The organism is Thermobifida alba (assembly GCF_023208015.1).
Taxonomy (GTDB): domain Bacteria; phylum Actinomycetota; class Actinomycetes; order Streptosporangiales; family Streptosporangiaceae; genus Thermobifida; species Thermobifida alba.
On the sequence record NZ_CP051627.1, the window covers coordinates 4,355,248 to 4,375,003 of the forward strand.

Consider the following 19,756-nt stretch of genomic DNA (forward strand, 5'->3'; position numbering starts at 1 on the left):
CCCGGGCGCGCTCGGTAGGTTGGCGGTCATGGCCAAGCAGCAGGTGTCCCGCAGCATCGTCGTCCACGCCCCCGCCGAGCGGGTCTTCGCGCTCCTCACCGACCCGCGCCGCCACGCCGACATCGACGGCTCCGCCACGGTCCGCGGCCCCCTGCACGGCCCGGAGCGGCTGGTCGCGGGCTCCGAGTTCGGCATGGACATGAAGATGTTCGGGGTGTCCTACCGGATGACCAACCGGGTGGTGGAGTACGAGCAGGACCGCCGGATCGCCTGGCGGCACATCGGTGCGCACCGCTGGCGCTGGGAACTGGAGCCGCTGGACGGCGGCGCCACCCGGGTCACCGAGACCTTCGACTACTCCACCACGGGCCCCTTCGCCGTCCTCTACCAGCTCGCGGGCTACCCCTCGCGCAACGCCCGCGCCATCGAGGCCACCCTGCCGAGGCTGAAGAAGCTGGTGGAAGCGTAGTCGGGAACGGTGGGCCTCCCGCCGGTGACCGGTCCGCACCACGAGGACGCGGACCGTCCGGTCCCGGATCTCCACGGTGGTCCGGCTGTCTCCGACCCGGTGGCGCCACGACCCGGCGAGCCGCGCTCCCCGCAGAGCACCGCCGAGGCCCCGGGGCCTCGGCGGGAGCGGTCCGTTCGGCCGGGAAGCGGAGTGTGCGCCGGGCTTCCCGCCGGTCGGGTGTGCCGAGGCCGCGGCGGGCTGCTCCGTCGGACCCGGTCGTCCGGGCCGTACCCGGCCATGGCGTCGCTCAACGGGACGGTGCGACTGCGTCCGGCCGCGGGTCCTCGATCCGGTGCTCGGCCAGGTGGACGCCTGCCAGGTCGTCGAGGCGGGCCACGACGGCTCCGCGCGCGGAGAGGCTCCCGGGCGGGAGCGGCGGGACGCCGTTCGACCTCTTCCGGAAGCCCGGGAACCGGCAGGCCGACCTCCTGGGAGCAGCGTGCTGTACGAGCGCAGCGCCAGGGGGCCGAGCAGCGGCGCCGCGGCACCGTCCGCCGGTCACGCCGGATAGCACTCCACCTCCGTCGCCTTCACGACGGCCCACACCCGCCGCCCCGGGGACAGCGCCAGTTCGGCGAGCGCGGCCGCCGTGATGTCGGCACTCACCTCCAGGACACCGGTGAGGTGGACGCGCACCTGGTCGCCGAAGCGTTCCACACCGTCCACGGTCAGCGGCCAGGCGTTGCGGGGGCTGCCCCCGGGGCGGTCCCGGTACAGGGCGACGGCGCGCGGCGGGAACGCGGCGAACACCGTGCCCGCCTGAGGCTCCGCCACGGTCAACGGCACCTCCGTGCCCGGCGGCCCCGCCAGCCGCACCCGCGTGCCCGCGGCGCGGCCCCGGTACAGGTTCACCCCCACCAGCCGGGCCACGTACCCGGTGCGGGGCCGCCGGGCCACCTCGGCGGGCGTCCCCTCCTGCACGGCCGCGCCGTCCTCCAGCACCAGCACCCGGTCGGCGAGCACCATCGCCTCCAACGGGTCGTGGGTGACCAGCACGGTCGCGCCGGCGAAGGCCGCCAGACGGCGGCGCAGCTGCGCGCGGACCGACACCCGGGTGTGCGCGTCCAGCGCGGCCAGCGGCTCGTCCAGCAGCAGCAGCCGCGGCCGCACCGCCAGCGCCCGGGCGAGCGCCACCCGCTGCTGCTGCCCGCCGGACAGCGTCCGCGGCCGCGCCGCCGCACACCCGTCCAGGCCCATCTCCGCCAGCAGGTCCAGGGCGAGGCGGCGGGCCCGCCGCGCCGGCATCCCCTGGCAGCGCGGCCCGAACGCGACGTTCTCCACCACGCTCAGGTGCGGGAACAGCAGATAGTCCTGGAACACCACGCCGACCGGGCGCCGCTCGGCAGGTTCGGCGGTCACGTCGCCGCCGTCCACCAGGACGTGCCCGCCCGACAGCGGGAGCAGCCCGGCGAGGGCGCGCAGCGCCGTGGACTTGCCCGCCCCGTTGGGGCCGAGCAGCGCCAGCACCCGGCCGGGCCCCACCCGCAGCCGCACGTCCAGCCCGAAACCGGGGCGGCGCACCACCAGGTGCGCGTCCAGCACGGCCTTTCCGGACGTCACGGCGCCCCCGTCCACCGGTCCCGCAGCAGCACCAGGACCAGCACGGACACCGCCAGCAGCACCAGGCTGAGCACGATCGCCGCCTCCGGGCTGCGCTGCATCGCCAGGTACACCGCGAGCGGCACGGTCTGGGTGCGGCCGGGGAAGTTGCCCGCGAACATGATGGTCGCGCCGAACTCGCCCAACGCCCGCGACCAGCACAGCACCGCGCCCGCCAGCACCCCCGGCGCGACCATCGGCAGCGTCACCCGGCGAAACACCGTCCAGCGGGTCGCGCCCAGGGTGGCCGCGGCCTCCTCGTAGCGCCGGTCCGTCCCGCGCAGCGCCCCCTCCACGCTGACCACCAGGAACGGCATGGCCACGAACACCTGCGCCACCACCACCCCGGCCGTGGTGAACGGCAGCGAGTACCCGGTCCACTCGTACAGGTACCGGCCGAGCAGGCCGTTGCGGCCCAGCACCAGCAGCAGCGCCACGCCGCCCACCACCGGCGGCAGCACCAGCGGCACCGTCACCAGCGCCCGCACCACGCGCCGCCCCGGGAAGCGGGTGCGGGCCAGCAGCCAGGCCAGCGGCACCCCCAGCAGAAGGGACACGGCGGTCGCGGCGGTCGCCGTGGTCAGCGACAGGACCAGCGCGTCCCGCACCTCCGCGGAGAGCAGCCGGCGGCCCAGGGTAGGCCACGGCGCGCGGACCAGCAGCCCGACCAGCGGCAGCACCAGGAAACCGAGGCCGAGCAGCGCGGGGAGCAGCAGCGGCCAGGGGACGCGGCCCGCGGACGGCCGCCCCGGACGCCGCTCCCGCTCAGGGAAGGTCGAAACCGGCATCGTCCAGGATCTTCTCCCCTTCGGGGGACGTGACCAGGGTGATCCACGCCTCGGCCAGGTCCGCCTCCGAGGCGCCGTCGACCACCGCGATCGGGTAGTCGTTGACGGCCTGCGCGGCCTCCGGGAAGTCCAGGCCGCGCACCGCGCTGCCGGCGGCCGCCACGTCGGTGCGGTACACCAGCGCGGCGTCCACCTCGCCCAACCGCACCCGGGCCAGCGCGGCCTTCACGTCCTCCTCCCAGGACACCGGCTCGACCTCGGCCCCGGCGGCGTCCAGCACGGCGCGGGAGGCGGCGCCGCACGGCACCTGTGCGGCACAGAGCGCCACGTCGACGCCGTCGGCGGCGAGGTCGCCGAGCGAGCCGATCCCGGCGGGGTTGTCCGCCGGGACCGCGATCCGCAGCGTGTTGCGCGCGAACACCACCGGCCCGCGGGACACGCCGACGGCGTCGGCGACCAGGTCCATGCTCGCGGTGTCGGCGGCGGCGAACACGTCGGCGGACGCGCCCTGGGCGAGCTGTGCGGCGAGGGCGGGACTGCCCGCGAAGGAGAACTCCACGGCGGTGCCGGGATGCTCGGCCTCGAACCGCGCGCCCAGTTCGCCGAAGACCTCGGTGAGGGAGGCGGCGGCGAACACGGTGAGGGTCCGCTCCCCGCCCGCTGCGGGCGGACCGCCTCCGCCGGGGGCGCACGCGCAGGCCGCGACCGCGACGCACAGCGGTGCGACAAGGCGGGAGAGTCTCACGGCAGCACCCTACCGCCCCCGCCCGCACCGGCCCCGGGCCCGTCCCGGGGCGGCCCGGTAGTGCTGCCACCACCGTGATCCGGAGTGCTGTCGCCAGTGCGGTCCGCGCCGCCTCCGCCTACGGTGGGAGACCGTCGACGGACCGTGGGACGACGAGGCGGAGACGGATGGCGGACAGTGGGCTCGGGGCGTGGCGGGAACGCCTGATCTCGGTGCTGCACCTGTTCACCTCGTTCGCGCTGTCCCTGCTCTACCTGGTTCCCGCGGCGCTGCTGGTGCTGATGGCCGGCTCCCTGTCGTCGACGGTGGCCGAGATCATGCTCAGACTGGTGCCCGTCGACTGGGAGCTGCCCGTGCTGGCCGCCCTGACCCTGGTGTCGCTGCCGGTGGCCACGCTGCTGTCCCGGCTGTGCACCCACATCCAGAAGAAGCGGGTGGGGGCCCTGTTCGGCATCGTGGAGACCACGGTGCCCGAACCGGACGACGCGCCGCCGCTGCTGCGCGGCCTGCGGTACGTCCTCGGCCGGGAAGCCTGGACCACGGTGCTGTACAGCACCGTCGCCGGATTCACCGGCCTGCTGGCCGGGGGCCTCACCGTGCTGCTGGTCGCCTACGGGACCGGCGGAGTGGTCGGCGGCGTCCTGGCGTTGGCCATCACCTTCCTGAGCGACGTGTCCGTGCAGAACACCGGCCTGACCACGGTCCTGCTCTGCGTCCTGGCGGGACCGCCGCTGGTGGTGGGCGGCCTGTGGGCCGCCCCGTGGCTGGTCCGCCTCGACACCGGCATCATGCGGCGGGTCCTGTTCGACTCCCCGCAGGTGCGGGTCCGCCGACGGCTGCTCGAACTGAGCGACACCCGTTCCCGCATGGTGGACGCGGCCGAGGCCGAACGCCGCCGTATCGAACGCGACCTGCACGACGGGGCGCAGCAGCGGCTGCTGGCCCTCACCATGACCCTGACGCGGGCGCGCGCCAAGTTCGAACGCGACCCCGAGCAGGCCCGGGCCCTGCTGGAGGAGGCCCAGCGCGAGTCCCGGGCGGTCATGGCCGACCTGCGGGAGGTGGCCCGCGGGCTGCACCCGAGGGTGCTCACCGACCACGGACTCGACGCCGCGCTCCCGGTCGCCGCCGGACGCTGCCCGGTGCCGGTCCGCCTCGACGTCGACCTGGCCGAGCGGCCGTCGCCGCGCGCCGAGGGCGTCGCCTACTACGTGGCCTGCGAGGCGCTCACCAACGTCGCCAAACACGCCGGAGCCACCGCGGTGACGGTGCGGGCCGAACGGGTCCCGCGCCGCCGCGGCGACCTGCTCCGCCTCACGGTCACCGACGACGGGCGCGGCGGCGCGGACCCGGACGCGGGCACCGGGCTGCACGGGCTGTCCGACCGGGTGCACGCGGTCGACGGTGAACTGTTCGTGCACAGCCCACCCGGTGAGGGGACCGTCCTCACCGCCGACATCCCCTGGGAGGCGTGACCGTGCGTGTGATCATCGCTGAGGACTCGGTACTGCTGCGCGGCGGCATGGCCCGCCTGCTGGAGGACGCGGGCATCGAGATCGTCGCCCAGGTCGGCGACGCCGAGGCACTGCTCGCCGCGGTCACCGAGCACAGCGACGTGGACCTGTGCCTGGTGGACATCCGCATGCCGCCCACCTACTCGGAGGAGGGCATGCACGCGGCGATCCGCATCCGCGCCGAACATCCCGGAGTCGCGGTCCTGCTGCTGTCGCAGCACGTCGTCGGCACCTACGCCGCGCAACTGCTGGGCGGCGGCGCGGCGAAGGTCGGCTACCTGCTCAAGGACCGGGTGGCCGACATCGACGATTTCCTGGAGACCCTGCGCCGCATCGCGGACGGGGGGACCGCCATCGACCCCGAGGTGGTGTCGCAGTTGCTCAGCCGCAACACCGACAACGTGCTGGACCGTCTGAGCCCCCGCGAGACCGAGGTGCTCGCGGCGATGGCCGAGGGGCTCAACAACGCGGGCATCGCAGCCCGGCTGTTCATCACCGAACGCGCCGTGGAGAAGCACATCCGCTCCATCTTCACCAAGCTAGACCTGCTGCCCGACACGCACGACCACCGGCGGGTGCTCGCCGTCCTCCAGTACCTGCGAGCCAGTTCGGGACGGTCGTGACCATCCCGCACACGAGAAAGCGAACACCGCGATGACCTTCACCGCCAGAGGACTCTACGCCTCGTCGAGCAAGGCACCGCGCGGCCGACGGGGCCGGGGCTGGCTGCTCGTCGGCGCGCTCATCGGCCTGGCCGCGCTCGGCGTGGGCGCGCTGGGCGTCCTCAACAGCGTCGCCGTGGCGACCGCGACCGAGTCGCAGGAGTTTCCCGCCCCGGCCCGGCTGGAGATCGACAACTACACCGAGGGAAACGTCACCGTCATCGCCGGGGACGGCGACACGGTCAGCGTGCGACTGCGGATGTGGTCCTCCATGACCGCCCGGCTCGGACGGAACGCCGAGACGGAGGGCGACCGGCTGTGGCTCTCCGCCGACTGCGGCGGCTTCCTCAACGTCTTCGGCCGCTGCTCGGCGGACTACGTGGTCACCGTGCCGGAGGGCACCGAGGTCTCGGTGGCCACCGCCACGGGGGACGTGGAGGTCACCGGGATCGTCGCGGACGTGGACGTCACCACCGACACGGGGGAGATCCGGCTGTCGCGGGTCGTCGGCGAGATCTCGTTGCAGAGCGACCTCGGCGACATCACCGCCGAGGGGTCCGGCCCCGCCGCGGTCGCGGACAGCGACGCCGGCACGATCAACCTGGAGAACTTCCGGGCCGCCGAGATCCAGGCGACGACCGCCATCGGCGACATCCTTATCGGTTCGGGGTTCGAGACCGCCACGGCGCGCAGCAACGCCGGAACGGTCCGGGTCGACACCGACACCGGGTTCCGGGCGCTGACGGCCACCACGGACATCGGCGACGTCGAACTGCGGGTGCCCGACGCCGTCTACCGGGTGAGCGTCGAGAGCGACATCGGCACGGAGGAGGTCAGGGTGGACCGGTCGCCCGACGCCGAGGCGGTCATCGAGGCCCGCAGTGACACCGGGTCGATCAGCGTCGGCCCGAGCTGATCCGGCCGCCCGCTCCGCCCCGGGGCGGAGCGGGCTTTTTCGGCGTGTGTTCCGCTTCTTCGGGCAGATCCGGAACCGCCGCACCGGCGTCGAAATGGCTAGAGTGCGTAGCAGCCGAGACGGAGAAGAGGGCCGATGGAAGCCAACTCGTTCGCCCAGGTGTGGCAGGACGTCTTCACCGTGCAGCCCGACCCCCCGCTGTGGATCGTCATCGCCGCCGGGGCGGTCGCGCTGCTCGTGGTGGCGGCGGGAGGACGGGCGTGGCGGGTGGCCCGCAACGTGGTGACCATCGCCCACGAGGGCGGGCACGCGGTGGTGGCGCTGCTCAGCGGACGCCAGCTGACCGGAGTCCGGCTGCACTCCGACACGTCGGGCGTCACTGTCTCCCGCGGCCGCCCCGACGGCCTCGGCATGATCATGACGATCCTGGCGGGCTACACCGCTCCCGCCGTGGTGGGACTGGTCGGGATCGTGCTGCTCACCGCCGGCCGGATCACCGCCCTGCTGTGGATCAGCATCCTGCTGCTGGCGGCGATGCTGCTGCTCATCCGCAACGTCTACGGCGTGGTGTCGGTGGTCGGCACCGGCGCGGTGGTCTTCCTGGTCTCCTGGTTCACGCCCGCCGAGGTGCAGAGCTTCTTCGCCTACCTGTTCACCTGGTTCATGCTGTTCGCGAGCGTGCGCCCGGTGTTCGAACTGCAGTCCCAGCGCCGCCGCCAGCCGTCGCCGCACTCCGACGCCGACCAGCTGGACCGGCTGACCGGGGTGCCCGGCACCGTCTGGGTGATGTTCTTCGCCCTGTTCAACATGGCCGTGGTGGTGCTGGGGGTCTGGCTGCTGCTGTTCCGCTGACGGCGGGGCGGGGCCGAGTGCCGGGTCACGCGGCGGGGAACGCCAGGGCCGCCTCCACGGTCGGGTGGACGGGGATGCGCGTGTCGAGCGCGGTGACCCGCAGGATTTTCGCGACCCGTTCGGACGGCGCCGCGATGAGCAGCCGGCAGCCGTGCTCCTGGGCGGTCTTGTAGCTCTGCACCAGCACCCGCAGACCGCTGGAGTCGATGAAGGCGAGACCGGTACAGTCCAGCACGACACGGCCACCGGGGTGCTTCTCCAGGGCGGCGATGACCGTGTCCCGGAAGTCGTTCTCGGTGGCGATGTCGATCTCTCCGTCGAGCACGATGACGGCGGTGTCGTCGTGCTCGTCAACGGTGATCTGCAACGCGGACATGCTGACTCCGGAAGGGTACGCCGATGTTGGCATGCGGCCGGGGGACGCGGTGAAACAGACCTTCCACTGACCGGAACGCGGGGACGAGGCACGTGCGGACCCACGGGCAGGCATACGGACCGGCCGGGAGGTCTGTCTCATTCGTGTGCCACTCCTCGTTTCGACGATACGGGATCGCCGAACGCCTACGAGTCTTTCGCGGACCGTGGTGATCAGTCGTCTGGGGCGTTTCGCTCCCGGCGCGGTGGTGGACTCTCGAAGTGGTCCTACGCGGCACGGCTGCGCCTGATCGTTGCTCGTACAGGACGTCAGCGGGGGACGTCCGTCCCGGACGATATCACACGGCAGTCGGCGAATTTGGGCTTTTCCCGCCGGTTTTACTCACACGGTCGCGGTTCGGCCGCGCACCGGAACCACCCGGGGGTCCGGGGGCGGCGCGGTGCGCTGCAGCACCCAGGTGCAGGCGGCGAGGGTGAGCGGGACCGCCACGGTGAGCGCCAGCGCCGGGATGGCGATCCCCGAATCGTTGAACGCGAACCCCGCCAGACCGGTCACCAGCGATCCGGTGAGCCCGGCCCGCAGCGTCGGCGCGTGCTCGTAGACCCGCCACAGCACGCCCACCCGCCAGTTGGTCGGGTTGTTCAGCACGACGAACAGGAACAGCAGCGCCCCCGCCGCCAGCAGCGTCAACTGCCAGTTGCCCAGGGACCCCAGCATCGCGTCGAGTTTGCGGGAGACCACCGGCCACGCCGTGCCGTCCAGCAGCTGGCCCGCGAACAGGCCGAAGTGGCTGCGTTCGTTGTGCGGACGCAGGTAGTCGAGGAACGACAGGGCGGTGATCATCGCCACGGCGGCGCCGCCGATCAACGCCAGCCGCGCCGGGGTCACCCGCAGTCCGGCGATCATCAGCACGGTCACCGACAGCCCCGGCACCAGCGCCAGCACCCCGCCGAAGTCGGTGCCCAGCCCCGGCCAGCCGGTCGCGAACAGCGTCGCCGCCCCGAGGGCCAGGGACACCGCCACCGCCCAGGAGCGGCGTCCGCGCGCCAGCAGGTGGTGCGCGATTCCCGCGGCGGTCATCAGCATGCCCGTGGCGAAGGTGGCGAAGGCGATGTTGCCGAGCCCGTAGAACCGGCCCGCCACGATCGGGGTGTAGCCGGTGGGCGAGTTCATCTGCAGGTCCGATCCGGTGCACAGGTCGACGAAGAGCACCAGGGTGGTGGCGGCCGCCACGATCGTGGTGGGCGCCAGGATGTCCCGCCGCCACGGTCCGGCCAGCGCGGCCGCCACGATCGCCGCGTCGGCCAGCAGCACGCCGCCCAGCAGGGCCGCCTGCGGGAAGTCGGCCGACCACCACGGCACCAGGTTGACCAGGTAGCTGGAGACCGGGAAGGCGGCCCCGGCGAGCGCCACCACCCGGGTCACCGACAGCACCAGGTGCCGTTTGGCCAGGTCCCGTCCGCCGTAGCGCTTCAGGGCGTAGGCGGCGCAGACGTAGATGAGGAGCTGGGTCGCCACCAGCCCGCTGAAGAAGCCGGGCACCAGCGACTCCACCACCTCGGCGGCGGTGGCGAACTGCGTCAGGCGGTCCACGGCCGCGTCCAGCGCCGCGGGGCGGGGGGTCTGCCGCCAGGCCCGTCCCACCGTCCCCCGGTCCGGCGGGGCGTCCAGGGAGTGCAGCAGGGTGGTGGTGATGTCGGTCAGCGCCACCAGCCCCGCCCGCCGGGTGGACTCGGAGACCAGGTAGCCCCCGTCGAAGCCGGTTCCGCCCGGCCCGGGGCCGTGCAGCAGCGCGGCGTTCAGCCTGGAGGCCCCGGCCTCCACGGAGATGCCCGCGACCAGCAGGGTCGACTCCGGCGGCAGGGTGGCGCGCACCGCGGCCAGGCCGTCGTCGATCGCGGCGAGGCGCTCCCGCCGTTCCCGCAGTTCGCTGTGCTCGGTGAGGTCGGGTTCGGGTTCGTCCTCCTCCGTGAGCAGGTCGTCCAGGGCGTCCGGGGCGTCGGGGACCCCCGGGAGGCGCAGGGGGACCTGGGGGTCCCGGGGGATCCCGTCGACCGTGCCGGCGCCGTCCGCGACCGGCTCCTCCACCACGGTGGTCGGCGCCGGCGGGTCGAGGTACAGGTCGGCCAGGTCCTTCAGGTCGACGACGCCGAGGGCGACGCCGTCCCAGGAGCCGGGGGCCAGCGCGGCGGTGTCGTCCAGGTAGCGGTCGACCCGGCCGTCGCTGCCCGCGGCGGCCAGGGCGGCCCCCGGGCCGACCGCCAGGGTGGTGCCGCCGTGGGCGCGGACCGTGTCGCCGAGCAGGCCCACCCGTGCGCCGAACCGGGACTCGGCGTTGTAGGCGACGTGTTCGGCGTAGTGGGGGACGACCGCGCCGGCGCCGTCGGCCTCCGGCGGCAGCGGGAGTTCGCAGATGGAGTAGGTCTGGCGCTCGCTCGCGGCGCGCTGGCCGGCCGAGACCGTCAACCAGCCGTCGACCGGGCAGGTGCGCGAGGTGACGGTGCGGATCGACAGGTTGCCGATGGCGCTGCGGTGCGCCAGGTCCCACAGGTGGGGAGTGGTCTCCGGGGTGACCTCGTGCCAGCGCAGGCCGGGGACGCCGACCAGGACCACCGGTCCCCGCCGGGGCGCGGCCCCGGGCGCGGAGGCCGTGCCCGGGGGCGGGGGAGCCGCCGAGACCAGGACGACCAGGGCGGCCAGCGTGGTCAGCACATGGGCGAGCCACCTGCCTACAGCCACGCCGGGTCCCCCTCACACGATCAGGCCGTGGAGACCACCCTAAGTCACCGCGGCGTGACAGGGAGGGCAACGCCACCCGGGAGGCGTCAGTTCCTCCACGGTGCAGCGGGTTTCGGAGGTTCGGCGGGGTGCTCGGCGCGCGCGGCCGCGCCCACGCCGCTGAGCAGTGAGAGGATGGCGGTTCCGGCCGCCAGGTTGATCAGCGCCGTCACGGCCGCGACGACCGCCGGGCCGCCCTGGGTGAACGGGGTGACCGTGGCGACGGCCACGGCCAGGCCGACGATCCAGCAGAAGAAGGTGAGCGGCCGGGGCGTGTTCGGCAGCAGCAGGTGCAGCAGGCCGGTGGCGGCCAGGGCGCCGGACGCGGCCAGGGTCGCGTAGGCGGTCACGCCCGCGCCGCCGAAGCGCCAGGAGTCCTCGGGGGACAGCGCCGCCGTGCCGAGGAGGCCGTTGGCGAGCAGGCTTCCCACGAGGGTGACGAGTGCCGCGACCACGGCTGTGGCCAGTCCTCCGGCCCACAGGCGTGCCGTGTTGACGCGCCGCGCACTCCCGGCGCCGAATCCATATTCGGTCATGCCGTTACCCCCCGATACGGCACCTATATGGTCGTTTCGGTATATACCCCCTGTATACAAGTGGTAACCCCACGGCAAGTCCGCTGGTGGCGCGGCCTCACCCCGCCTGGCGGGCCTCCGCCCACCGGCCCGACCGCCTCCGCCGGTCGCTCGGCACCACCAGCGGGGTCCCGGTCTCCGGGTCGGGGATGACCCGGCAGGGCAGCCCGAAGACCTCCGCCACCAGGTCGGCGGTGACGATCTCGTGCGGGTCGCCCTGGGCGACCACCGCGCCGTCCTTCATCGCGATCAGGTGGGTGGCGTACCGGCAGGCGTGGTTCAGGTCGTGCAGCACCGCCACCAGCGTGTGGCCGCGCTCGTGGTGCAGGTCGGCGCAGAGGTCCAGCATGTCCAGCTGGTGGGCGATGTCCAGGAACGTGGTCGGCTCGTCCAGCAGCAGCAGCGGGGTCTGCTGCGCGAGCACCATCGCCAGCCACACCCGTTGGCGCTGCCCCCCGGAGAGCTCGTCCACCAGCCGGTCGGCGAGGTCGTCGACCCGGGTGGCCGCCATCGCCTCGGCGACGACCCGCTCGTCCGTGCGCGACCACTGCCGCAGGAACCGCTGGTGCGGGTAGCGGCCCCGCGCCACCAGGTCGGCCACGGTGATGCCGTCCGGAGCGACCGACGTCTGCGGCAGCAGGCCCAGCCGCCGCGCCACCTCCTTGGACGGGTACGAGTGGATCAGCTTGCCGTCCAGGTACACCGACCCGGCCGCCGGCCGGATCATCCGCGACAGCGCGCGCAGCAGCGTGGACTTGCCGCAGGCGTTGGGGCCGACGATCACGGTGAAGGAGCGGTCCGGGACGGCGACCTCCAGGCCGCGGGAGACGACGCGCTGGTCGTAGGCCAGCGTCAGGTTCTCCCCCCGCAGCCGGGGGGACGAGGACTGGGACATGTTCTCACCTCGCGTGTCAGGCACGGCCGCTCCGCCACTCCGCGTACAGCAGCCAGACCAGGTAGGTTCCGCCGACGACCGTGGTGACCACGCCCACCGGGAGCTGCACGGGCGCCAGCAGCCGCAGCGCCACCAGGTCCGAGCAGAGCAGCAGCGCCGCTCCCATGAGCGCGGAGGCCACCAGTGTCGTGCCGTCGGCCCGGGTCAGCCGCCGGGCCAGTTGCGGGGCGGCCAGGGCGACGAACGCGATCGGCCCGGACACCGCGATCGCGACCCCGGTCAGCGCGCTCGCCGCGACCAGCGCCAGCGTCTGGGTGCGCTGGGGGGACACGCCGAGCGCCCGCGCGGTGTCGTCGCCCATCTCCATGAGCCGCAGCCGCGCACCGAGCCGCAGCAGGACCGGGAACAGCACGGCGGAACCGGCGCCGACCGCGGCGACGTGCGACCACTCCCGCGCGTTGAGCGTACCGACCAGCCACACCTGGGCGGTCAGCGCGTCGGTGAGTTCGGCACGGGTGATGAGGTAGTGCGTCACCGCGCCCAGCATCGCGCTGATCCCGATGCCGACCAGGACGAGCCGGTACCCCTGCACCCCCCGGCGCAGGGCCAGCAGGTAGACGAGCACGGCCGTGCCCACCCCGCCGAGCATCGCCCCCAGCGCGGTGGGCAGCATGCCGCCGCCGAACACCAGGATGGTCAGCACCGCCCCGGTGGACGCGCCCGCGGTGAACCCGATGATGTCGGGGCTGCCCAGCGGGTTGCGGGACAGGCTCTGGAACACCGCGCCCGCCATGCCCAGCGCCGCGCCCACCAGGGCCGCCGTCAACGCCCGCGGCAGCCGGACCTCGCGCACGAAGAACACGTCGAGCCGCTCCCCCCGGCCGGTCAGCGCGGCCAGCGCGGCGGGCAGCGGGACCGGGTAGTCGCCGACCACGAGGCAGACCGCCAGGGCCGCGGCGACCAGCGTGCCCAGGGCCAGGCAGACGGCGAGCACGCGGGGGCGCAGCCGGAACGCCACCGGGCCCAGGCGGACGGAGCGGAGCGGGGCGGCGGTCATGGCCGGACCATCCTCGTGCGGCGGACCAGGGCGACGAAGACCGGGGCGCCGACCAGCGCGGTGATGATGCCGACCTCCAGCTCCCCGGTGGGCAGCACCACCCGGCCCAGCGTGTCGGAGGCCACCAGCAGGACCGCGCCCAGCACCGCGGAGTAGGGCAGCAGCCAACGCTGGTCGGGCCCGGTGAGCAGGCGGGCCGCGTGCGGCACGGCCAGGCCCACGAAGGCGATCGGCCCGGCCGCGGCGGTGGCCGCCCCGCACAGCAGCACCACGGCGGCCGCGGTCCGCAACCGGATGCGGCCGATGCGCGCGCCCAGCGCGGCGGCGAGGTCCTCGCCCAGCGCGACCGCGTTCAGCGACCGGCCCAGCGTCACCGCGACCAGCGCACCGACGACGAGGAACGGCGCCACCGGGACGAGGACCTCCACGCCCCGCCCGGCCAGGGAGCCGACCTGCCAGAACCGGATCTCCTCGAAGACGAAGTCGTGGAACAGCACGACGCCGTTGGTCAGGCCGAGCAGCACCGCGCTGACGGCGGTCCCGGCCAGGGCGAGCCGCACCGGGGTCGCGCCGGTGCGGCCCCGGGAGCCCAGGAAGTACACGAAGGCGGCGGCCGCCGCGGCGCCGCCGAAGGAGAACCAGACGTAGGCGCCGACACCGGTCAGCCCGAACAGGTAGACGGCCGCGACCACGGCGGTGGTGGCCCCCATGTTGACGCCGAGCAGCCCGGGGTCGGCGAGCGGGTTGCGCACCAGCGCCTGCATGAGCGCCCCGGCCAGGCCGAGGGCCGCGCCGACCGCGACGCCCAGCACGGTCCGGGGGACGCGCAGCCCCAGGACGACGTTGTGGTCGTAGGAGTCGTCGAAACGCCACAGCGCGTCCCACACCACCTCCGGGGGGATGGCCTTGGCGCCCACCGCCAGGCTGAGCAGCGCGGTCAGCGCCAGCACCCCCAGGGCCAGCAGCAGGCCGCCGGCGCGCAGGACGTGGGAGGCGGCCCGCGCGGAGGTGCGCCGGGTGAGGGCGGCGCGGGCGGCGGAGGTGTCGTCGAGGTCGGTGCGGTCGCCGTCGACCGTGGCCAGCCGGTCGAGGCTCACCGGACGCCGATCCGGGCAGGGGAGTGCTGCAGCCGCTGGGGCACCGTCGTCCTCCGTAGGCACACCGTCGAGAACTTAGACAAGGCTAACCTATGGTGTGGTCCTCGGTGTAGGGGAGGAACGCCGGAACCCCAGGCGTTCCGGTCAGCGGTGGTCCGGCGGCTCCGGCCACGGGCGGTCCTCGCGGCGGGCCCGTCCATCCGTGTCGTGCTCCGCGTCGGAGGAGAAGAGGTCGCCGCGGTAGCCCGGGTAGTAGCTGGAGCCGGTGCCGTAGCGGTCGGCGGGGCCGTCGCCCGGGGCGGGGTGGCCGCCGCCGGGAGGACCGCCGAGAGCGGGGTCCGGGGGAAGCCGGTAACCCGGGGCCGCACCGCCGGGGGCGGGCGGCGGGGCGAGGGGGTCGTCGTGGCCGCCGGGGCCTTCCTGGGGGTAGCCGGGGGCGGGGGTGGTGCCGTAGGGCGGCGGCGGGATGGTCGGGAAGCCGCCGGTGTCTCCGGTGTCGTGGCGCGGGGCCGCGGCCTCGCCGGTCGGTGCGGGGTTCCACACGGCGGTGGCATCAGGGGCGCTGTCCCGGGCGGGGCCCCCGAGGGGGTCGTCGTGGCCGCCGGGGCCTCTCTGGTCGTGTCCGGGGCCCGGGGCGGACCAGGCCGCGGTATCACCGGTCGGCGCGGGGTTCCACACGGCGGTGGCATCGGGGGCGCTGTCCCGGGCAGGGCCGCCGAGCGGGTCGTCGTGGCCGCCGGGGCCTTCCTGGTGGTAGCCGGGGGCGGGGGCGGTGCCGTAGGGCGGCGGCGGGATGGTCGGGAAGCCGCCGGTGTCGTGCGGGGCCGCGGCGCCACCGGTCGGTGCGGGGTTCCACACGGCGGTGGCATCGGGGGCGTTGTCCCGGGCGGCCCAGGCCGGGGCGTCGCCGCCCTCGGGGCCCGGAGCGCTTGGGAAGGCGGCCGTCGCGGCACCGGCGTCGTGGACCGCGGTGGCGGCACCGCCGTCGACGTAGCCGCGGCCGTCGCCGGGACCGTCCTCCTCGCCGCGGTCCCGGTAGCCGGGACCGTCCCCGTACCCGTCGCGGTCCTCGTACCCGCGGTCGTCCTCGTACCCGCCGCGCTCGTCGTAGTCGTCGTAGCCGGGACCGTCCTCCGGCGGAGGCGGCTGCTCGGCGGCGCGCCGTTCGGCCTTCTCAACGGCGGAGGCCGCGTAGTGGGTCCACCAGGCGCTCGCGCACACCAGCGCGCTGACCCCGGTCATCACCCATGCCGTGGTGGAACCGCCCGACATGGTGTTGACCAGGAGCGAACCCAGGGTGAGCGCGGTGGCCAGCACCGGCAGGGCCAGGCGCAGCAGCGGGCCGAGGGAACGTTGGGCGTCGCCGGAGCGCTGGCGCCGCGACGAGGGCCGTGCGGGTCGCGAGGACCGCGAAGAGGTTCGACGTTTCATTGTGGTTTGCACTCTAGGGGATCAGGGGGAGCCCGGGGAGGGGAAAAGTCCACCCCGTCAGCGGGCCCGTTCGACGATACGCGGCGGGACGAACGCGCGCACCGGCGGCGGCACGCCGTCGAAGCGTTCCACCTGGACCAGCGACAACTGGCCGGTGCACCCCTGCGCCAGCCGCGACGTGCCCACATCGGCGGTGACCGCGTTCGGGTTGCCGTGCGCGCACGTCACCTCCGGCGCGGACGGGTCGAACCAGGCGCCCGTGGACAATTGCACCACGCCCGGCCGCACGCCGTCGTCCAGCACGGCGCCCGCCAGGCAGGAGCCCCGGTCGTTGAACAGGCGCACCACGTCGCCGTCGGCGATGCCGCGCGCCGCCGCGTCGTCCGGGTGCAGCCGCACCGGGGCCCGGCCGGCGACCTTGCCCGCGCGGCTGTGCGCCCCCATGTCCTGCTGGCTGTGCAGCCGGTCCCGGGGCTGGTTGGCGACCAGCGTCAGCGGCCACCGCCGCGCCAGTTCCGTCCCCGGCCGCTCCGGCGGGTCCAGCCACACCGGATGCCCCGGACAGTCCGGGTAGCCGAACTCCGCGACCGTCTCCGAGTACAGTTCGATCCGCCCGCTCGGCGTGCCCAGCGGAGCCGCCTCGGGGTCGGCGCGGAAGCCGCCGAACAGCGTGGTGTCCGCCACCCGGTGCGGGATGTCCACCCCGCCGTCGGCCCAGAAGCCGTCGAAGTCCGGCAGCCCGGCCTCCGGTCCCTGCCGGCCCCGCCACTCCTCGTACAGGTGCCGCAGCCACTGCCGGGCGTCCCGACCCTCGGTGAACTCCCCGGCCGCGCCCAGCCGCTCCGCCAGACCGGTGAAGACGGCGTAGTCGTCCCGGGCCGCGCCGTGCGGCGGCACCGCCCGCCGCATCACCCGCAGCCGCAGGTCCCCGTTGCTCGCCGCGAAGTCCTCGCGTTCCAGCGTGGTCGTCACCGGGAACACCACGTCGGCGTGGCGGGCCGTGGCCGTCCAGTGCGTCTCGTTGACCACCACCGTGTCGGGGCGCGCGAACGCCCGCCGCAGCCGCGCCAGGTCCTGGTGGTGGTGGAAGGGGTTGCCGCCCGCCCAGTACACCAGGCGCACGTCGGGGTAGCGCAGCCGCCGCCCGTCGAAGTCGAACGGCTCCCCGGGATGCAGCAGCATGTCCGCGATCCGCGCCACCGGGATCAGCGAGTCCACCGGGTTGCGGCCCTGCGGCAGCCGGGGCAGCGCGAGCCGGGTGGACCCGCCGCCGTAGTTGCCCATCGACCCGTAGCCGGTGGCGAACCCGCCCCCGGGCAGGCCGATCTGCCCCAGGAACGCGGCCAGCGCGATGCCCGCCCACAGCGGCTGCTCCCCGTACCGGGCGCGCTGCACCGACCAGCCCACGTTGACCAGGGTGCGGCCGCGCGCCATCCGCCGCGCCAGGTCCCGCAGCTCCGCGGCGGCCACCCCGCTGAGCGCCGCCGCCCACTCCGGGCTCTTCGGCGTCCCGTCGGTCCGGCCCAGCACGTAGTCGCGCAGCCGCCGCCAGCCGACGGTGCAGCGGTCCAGGAACGCGGTGTCCGCGAGGTCCTCGACGAGGAGCACGTGGATGAGGGACAGCAGGATCGCCGTGTCCGTGCCCGGCGCCGCGGACACCCAGCGGGCGCCGAGCTCCGCGGCGGTGTCGTCGCGCAGCGGGCTGACCGACACGAACTCGGTGCCCCGCCGCGCCGCCTCCCGCATGCCGCCCTCCGCGGTGTTCGCGGCCCGCCCGCCCGACGACACCCACGTGTTGGACACCCGCAGCCCGCCGAAGCTGACCAGCAGGTCGGTGTGCTCGGCGATCGCCTCCCAGGTCGGCGGCCGGTACAGCAGGTCGCGGGTGCCCGCCGCGCCCACCACGTGCGGCAGCAGCACCTCCGCGGCCCCGTGGCTGTAGGTGGTCACCGAACGGGTGTAGCCGCCGATCGTGTTGAGGAAGCGGTGCAGCTGGCTCTGCGCGTGGTGGAAGCGGCCCGCGCTCGCCCAGCCGTAGGAGCCGCCGAAGACCGCCGCGTTGCCGTGGTCGCGCCGCACCCGGTCGAGTTCGGCGGCCACCAGGTCCAGCGCGGTGTCCCAGTCCAGCGCCACGTACTCGTCGTCGGGGGCGCCGCGCCGCGGATCGGGGCCGGGGCCGCGCTCCAGCCAGCGCCTGCGCGCCACGGGCCGGTCCACGCGGGTGGGGTGGTGCTGCGCGTCCGGCGTGTTCTCGATCAGCGGGGAGGGCGCGGGGTCGGCCGGGTCGGGCCGCACCCCCACCACCCGGCCGTCGCGCACCAGCACCTCGAAGGAGCCCCAGTGCGCGCTCGTCGGATACGCCGCCCCCCGGTCCGGCTTCCCCGCCATCGCCTCCACACCTTCCGGTCGACTGCTCCGCGCCAGCTTAGAGGCACCGCGGTCCCGGCCCGGCAACCGGGTTTTGCCAGGATGGGAGCGGTAACACCCCGGTCTTTCGGTCAGGAGTCGATCATGGATGCGGTCGCGTCGCGTTCGCGGCGGTCAGTGCTGGCGGTCCCGGCGTCCAACCCACGGTTCATCGAGAAGGCCCGCGGTCTCGACGTGGACGCCTTCTTCCTCGACCTGGAGGACGCGGTCGCCCCGCTGGAGAAGGAGAAGGCCCGGCAGGCCGTGGTGGCCGCGCTCACCGAGGGCGGCTGGGACGGCAAGGTCCGCACGGTCCGCGTCAACGACGCCACCACCGCGTGGGCCTACCGCGACGTCATCACGGTCGTCGAGGGCGCCGGAGCCGACCTGGACTGCCTGGTGCTGCCCAAGGTCACCGACCCCGCGCACGTGCTCTGGCTGGACACCCTGCTCACCCAGATCGAACGCGCCGTCGGCCTGGAGGTGGGCCGCATCGGCATCGAGGCGCAGATCGAGGACGCCCGCGGGCTGGCCCGCGTCGACGAGATCGCCGCCGCCTCACCCCGCCTGGAGACCCTCGTCTACGGTCCCGCGGACTTCATGGCCAGCATCAACATGAAAACGCTGACGGTGGGCGAGCAGCCGCCCGGCTACGACGTCGGCGACGCCTACCACTACGTGCTGATGCGCATCCTCACGGCCGCGCGCGCCCACGACCTGCAGGCCATCGACGGCCCCTACCTGAAGGTCCGCGACGTCGAGGCGTTCACCCGCTCCGCGCGGCGCACCGCCGCCCTCGGCTTCGACGGCAAGTGGGTGCTGCACCCCGGCCAGGTGGCCGCCGCCAACGAGGTGTACGCCCCCACCCAGGAGGACTACGACCACGCCGAACTGGTCCTCGACGCCTACGAGTACGCCACCACGGTGCGGCGCCGCGGCGCGGTGATGCTCGGCGACGAGATGCTCGACGAGGCGTCCCGCAAGATGGCGCTGGTCGTCGCGGCGAAGGGCCGCGCCGCCGGAATGAAGCGGACCAAGGAGTTCACGCCCGAACCCGGGTGACCGGGAGCGGCACCGGGGCGGCGGGAAGCCGCCGCCCCGCCCCGGCGGGTCCGCTCAGCGCACCGGGCAGGGCGGGCGCATGCCGTCGATGAGCAGCGTCAGCCCCATCCCCACCAGCCACACGTCCTTGGCCAGGCCGATGCCCTGCGGGGTGGGGCGGATACCGTCCTCCATGCGCGCGCCCGGCTCGGTGAAGTAGTGGCCCAGCAGCGCGGCGCCGAACCCGGTGAGCGCCGCGCCCACCAGGGCGCTGGGCACGAACGGCAGCAGCAGGGCCGCGCCCAGCCCGATCTCGCTGCCGCTCAGCAGCCTGGCGAACCGCTCCGGCGGCATGTCCCGCACCGTGGGAAACACCCGGGAGGCCGCCTGGTGCAGGTAGGCCGCGGTGTCCGCGTCGGCGCCCCGCTTGCCGAGGCCGGAGTTGAGGATGTACGCGCCCGCGGTCAACCGGACGGGCAGGTGGGCGATACGGAAAGCCATGTGCTCCTCCAC

Annotated in this window: 18 protein-coding genes; 6 read left to right on the forward strand and 12 right to left on the reverse strand. The window is 74.4% G+C overall.

What is annotated here, in order from left to right; translation table 11 throughout:
* The first annotated feature begins 28 nt into the window (after positions 1–28).
* A complete protein-coding gene (locus tag FOF52_RS19460; RefSeq protein ID WP_248591337.1) occupies positions 29–469 on the forward strand; it encodes an SRPBCC family protein in 441 nt (146 codons plus the stop codon).
* Between the two features lie 540 nt (positions 470–1,009).
* Here the strand turns inward: FOF52_RS19460 and FOF52_RS19465 are convergent.
* From FOF52_RS19465 to modA, 3 genes are read right to left on the reverse strand one after another with little or no spacing between them, the layout of a single operon-like run.
* Positions 1,010–2,071: an ABC transporter ATP-binding protein gene (locus FOF52_RS19465; protein WP_248591338.1), complete on the reverse strand. Its 1,062-nt coding sequence runs from the start codon at positions 2,069–2,071 to the stop codon at positions 1,010–1,012.
* Positions 2,068–2,898, reverse strand: a complete 831-nt coding sequence (locus FOF52_RS19470; RefSeq protein ID WP_248591339.1) for an ABC transporter permease — start codon at positions 2,896–2,898, stop codon at positions 2,068–2,070. Before FOF52_RS19470 ends, FOF52_RS19465 begins: the two co-directional genes overlap by 4 nt.
* On the reverse strand, positions 2,876–3,643 hold the full coding sequence (modA, locus tag FOF52_RS19475; RefSeq protein WP_248591340.1) for a molybdate ABC transporter substrate-binding protein: 768 nt from the start codon (positions 3,641–3,643) through the stop codon (positions 2,876–2,878). The genes FOF52_RS19470 and modA overlap by 23 nt, the downstream gene beginning before the upstream one ends.
* Positions 3,644–3,810: 167 nt before the next feature.
* Between modA and FOF52_RS19480 the strand changes: the two genes are divergently transcribed.
* The 4 genes from FOF52_RS19480 to FOF52_RS19495 all read left to right on the forward strand — a co-directional run bounded on the left by FOF52_RS19480 (position 3,811) and on the right by FOF52_RS19495 (position 7,587).
* Complete coding sequence (locus FOF52_RS19480) at positions 3,811–5,118, forward strand: sensor histidine kinase (protein WP_248591341.1); 1,308 nt, start codon at positions 3,811–3,813, stop codon at positions 5,116–5,118.
* Positions 5,119–5,120: 2 nt separating this feature from the next.
* Complete coding sequence (locus FOF52_RS19485; RefSeq protein ID WP_248593941.1) at positions 5,121–5,780, forward strand: response regulator transcription factor; 660 nt, start codon at positions 5,121–5,123, stop codon at positions 5,778–5,780.
* Between the two features lie 31 nt (positions 5,781–5,811).
* Positions 5,812–6,735, forward strand: coding sequence for a DUF4097 family beta strand repeat-containing protein (locus FOF52_RS19490; protein WP_248591342.1), 924 nt, complete (start codon positions 5,812–5,814; stop codon positions 6,733–6,735).
* A gap of 135 nt (positions 6,736–6,870) precedes the next feature.
* Positions 6,871–7,587 (forward strand): M50 family metallopeptidase, encoded by a 717-nt coding sequence (locus FOF52_RS19495; protein ID WP_248591343.1) that lies wholly within the window; start codon positions 6,871–6,873, stop codon positions 7,585–7,587.
* A gap of 25 nt (positions 7,588–7,612) precedes the next feature.
* Here FOF52_RS19495 and FOF52_RS19500 read toward each other — a convergent pair whose 3' ends face one another.
* The 8 genes from FOF52_RS19500 to FOF52_RS19535 all read right to left on the reverse strand — a co-directional run bounded on the left by FOF52_RS19500 (position 7,613) and on the right by FOF52_RS19535 (position 18,184).
* Positions 7,613–7,963: an STAS domain-containing protein gene (locus tag FOF52_RS19500; RefSeq protein ID WP_248591344.1), complete on the reverse strand. Its 351-nt coding sequence runs from the start codon at positions 7,961–7,963 to the stop codon at positions 7,613–7,615.
* Positions 7,964–8,344: 381 nt separating this feature from the next.
* The gene (locus FOF52_RS19505; protein ID WP_248591345.1) at positions 8,345–10,702 is read right to left on the reverse strand and encodes a hypothetical protein; all 2,358 of its coding nucleotides are present in this window, start codon (positions 10,700–10,702) and stop codon (positions 8,345–8,347) included.
* An 86-nt stretch (positions 10,703–10,788) separates the two neighbouring features.
* Positions 10,789–11,277 (reverse strand): DUF6069 family protein, encoded by a 489-nt coding sequence (locus tag FOF52_RS19510; protein ID WP_248591346.1) that lies wholly within the window; start codon positions 11,275–11,277, stop codon positions 10,789–10,791.
* Between the two features lie 97 nt (positions 11,278–11,374).
* Positions 11,375–12,211, reverse strand: a complete 837-nt coding sequence (locus FOF52_RS19515) for an ABC transporter ATP-binding protein (protein WP_248591347.1) — start codon at positions 12,209–12,211, stop codon at positions 11,375–11,377.
* Between the two features lie 16 nt (positions 12,212–12,227).
* The gene (locus FOF52_RS19520; RefSeq protein ID WP_248591348.1) at positions 12,228–13,268 is read right to left on the reverse strand and encodes a FecCD family ABC transporter permease; all 1,041 of its coding nucleotides are present in this window, start codon (positions 13,266–13,268) and stop codon (positions 12,228–12,230) included.
* On the reverse strand, positions 13,265–14,350 hold the full coding sequence (locus tag FOF52_RS19525; RefSeq protein WP_425265561.1) for a FecCD family ABC transporter permease: 1,086 nt from the start codon (positions 14,348–14,350) through the stop codon (positions 13,265–13,267). Before FOF52_RS19525 ends, FOF52_RS19520 begins: the two co-directional genes overlap by 4 nt.
* A 159-nt stretch (positions 14,351–14,509) precedes the next feature.
* Positions 14,510–15,796, reverse strand: coding sequence for a hypothetical protein (locus FOF52_RS19530; RefSeq protein ID WP_248591349.1), 1,287 nt, complete (start codon positions 15,794–15,796; stop codon positions 14,510–14,512).
* A 57-nt stretch (positions 15,797–15,853) separates the two neighbouring features.
* The gene (locus FOF52_RS19535; RefSeq protein WP_282573724.1) at positions 15,854–18,184 is read right to left on the reverse strand and encodes a molybdopterin guanine dinucleotide-containing S/N-oxide reductase; all 2,331 of its coding nucleotides are present in this window, start codon (positions 18,182–18,184) and stop codon (positions 15,854–15,856) included.
* 123 nt (positions 18,185–18,307) lie between these two features.
* Between FOF52_RS19535 and FOF52_RS19545 the strand changes: the two genes are divergently transcribed.
* Complete coding sequence (locus tag FOF52_RS19545; protein ID WP_248591350.1) at positions 18,308–19,264, forward strand: HpcH/HpaI aldolase/citrate lyase family protein; 957 nt, start codon at positions 18,308–18,310, stop codon at positions 19,262–19,264.
* A 54-nt stretch (positions 19,265–19,318) separates the two neighbouring features.
* On the opposite strand, the gene FOF52_RS19550 is transcribed toward FOF52_RS19545, so the two are convergent.
* Entirely contained in the window at positions 19,319–19,744 is a 426-nt protein-coding gene (locus FOF52_RS19550) for a hypothetical protein (protein WP_248591351.1), read from the reverse strand.
* Positions 19,745–19,756: the final 12 nt, after the last annotated feature.

Excerpts from the sequence above, each read along its gene's own strand:
- FOF52_RS19460 (WP_248591337.1), top strand. The coding sequence starts at position 29 with ATGGCCAAGCAGCAGGTGTCCCGCAGCATCGTCGTCCACGCCCCCGCC.
- FOF52_RS19470 (WP_248591339.1), bottom strand. The coding sequence starts at position 2,898 with ATGCCGGTTTCGACCTTCCCTGAGCGGGAGCGGCGTCCGGGGCGGCCG.
- FOF52_RS19480 (WP_248591341.1), top strand. The coding sequence starts at position 3,811 with ATGGCGGACAGTGGGCTCGGGGCGTGGCGGGAACGCCTGATCTCGGTG.
- FOF52_RS19490 (WP_248591342.1), top strand. The coding sequence starts at position 5,812 with ATGACCTTCACCGCCAGAGGACTCTACGCCTCGTCGAGCAAGGCACCG.
- FOF52_RS19495 (WP_248591343.1), top strand. The coding sequence starts at position 6,871 with ATGGAAGCCAACTCGTTCGCCCAGGTGTGGCAGGACGTCTTCACCGTG.
- FOF52_RS19500 (WP_248591344.1), bottom strand. The coding sequence starts at position 7,963 with ATGTCCGCGTTGCAGATCACCGTTGACGAGCACGACGACACCGCCGTC.
- FOF52_RS19510 (WP_248591346.1), bottom strand. The coding sequence starts at position 11,277 with ATGACCGAATATGGATTCGGCGCCGGGAGTGCGCGGCGCGTCAACACG.
- FOF52_RS19515 (WP_248591347.1), bottom strand. The coding sequence starts at position 12,211 with ATGTCCCAGTCCTCGTCCCCCCGGCTGCGGGGGGAGAACCTGACGCTG.
- FOF52_RS19520 (WP_248591348.1), bottom strand. The coding sequence starts at position 13,268 with ATGACCGCCGCCCCGCTCCGCTCCGTCCGCCTGGGCCCGGTGGCGTTC.
- FOF52_RS19530 (WP_248591349.1), bottom strand. The coding sequence starts at position 15,796 with ATGAAACGTCGAACCTCTTCGCGGTCCTCGCGACCCGCACGGCCCTCG.
- FOF52_RS19535 (WP_282573724.1), bottom strand. The coding sequence starts at position 18,184 with ATGGCGGGGAAGCCGGACCGGGGGGCGGCGTATCCGACGAGCGCGCAC.
- FOF52_RS19545 (WP_248591350.1), top strand. The coding sequence starts at position 18,308 with ATGGATGCGGTCGCGTCGCGTTCGCGGCGGTCAGTGCTGGCGGTCCCG.
- FOF52_RS19550 (WP_248591351.1), bottom strand. The coding sequence starts at position 19,744 with ATGGCTTTCCGTATCGCCCACCTGCCCGTCCGGTTGACCGCGGGCGCG.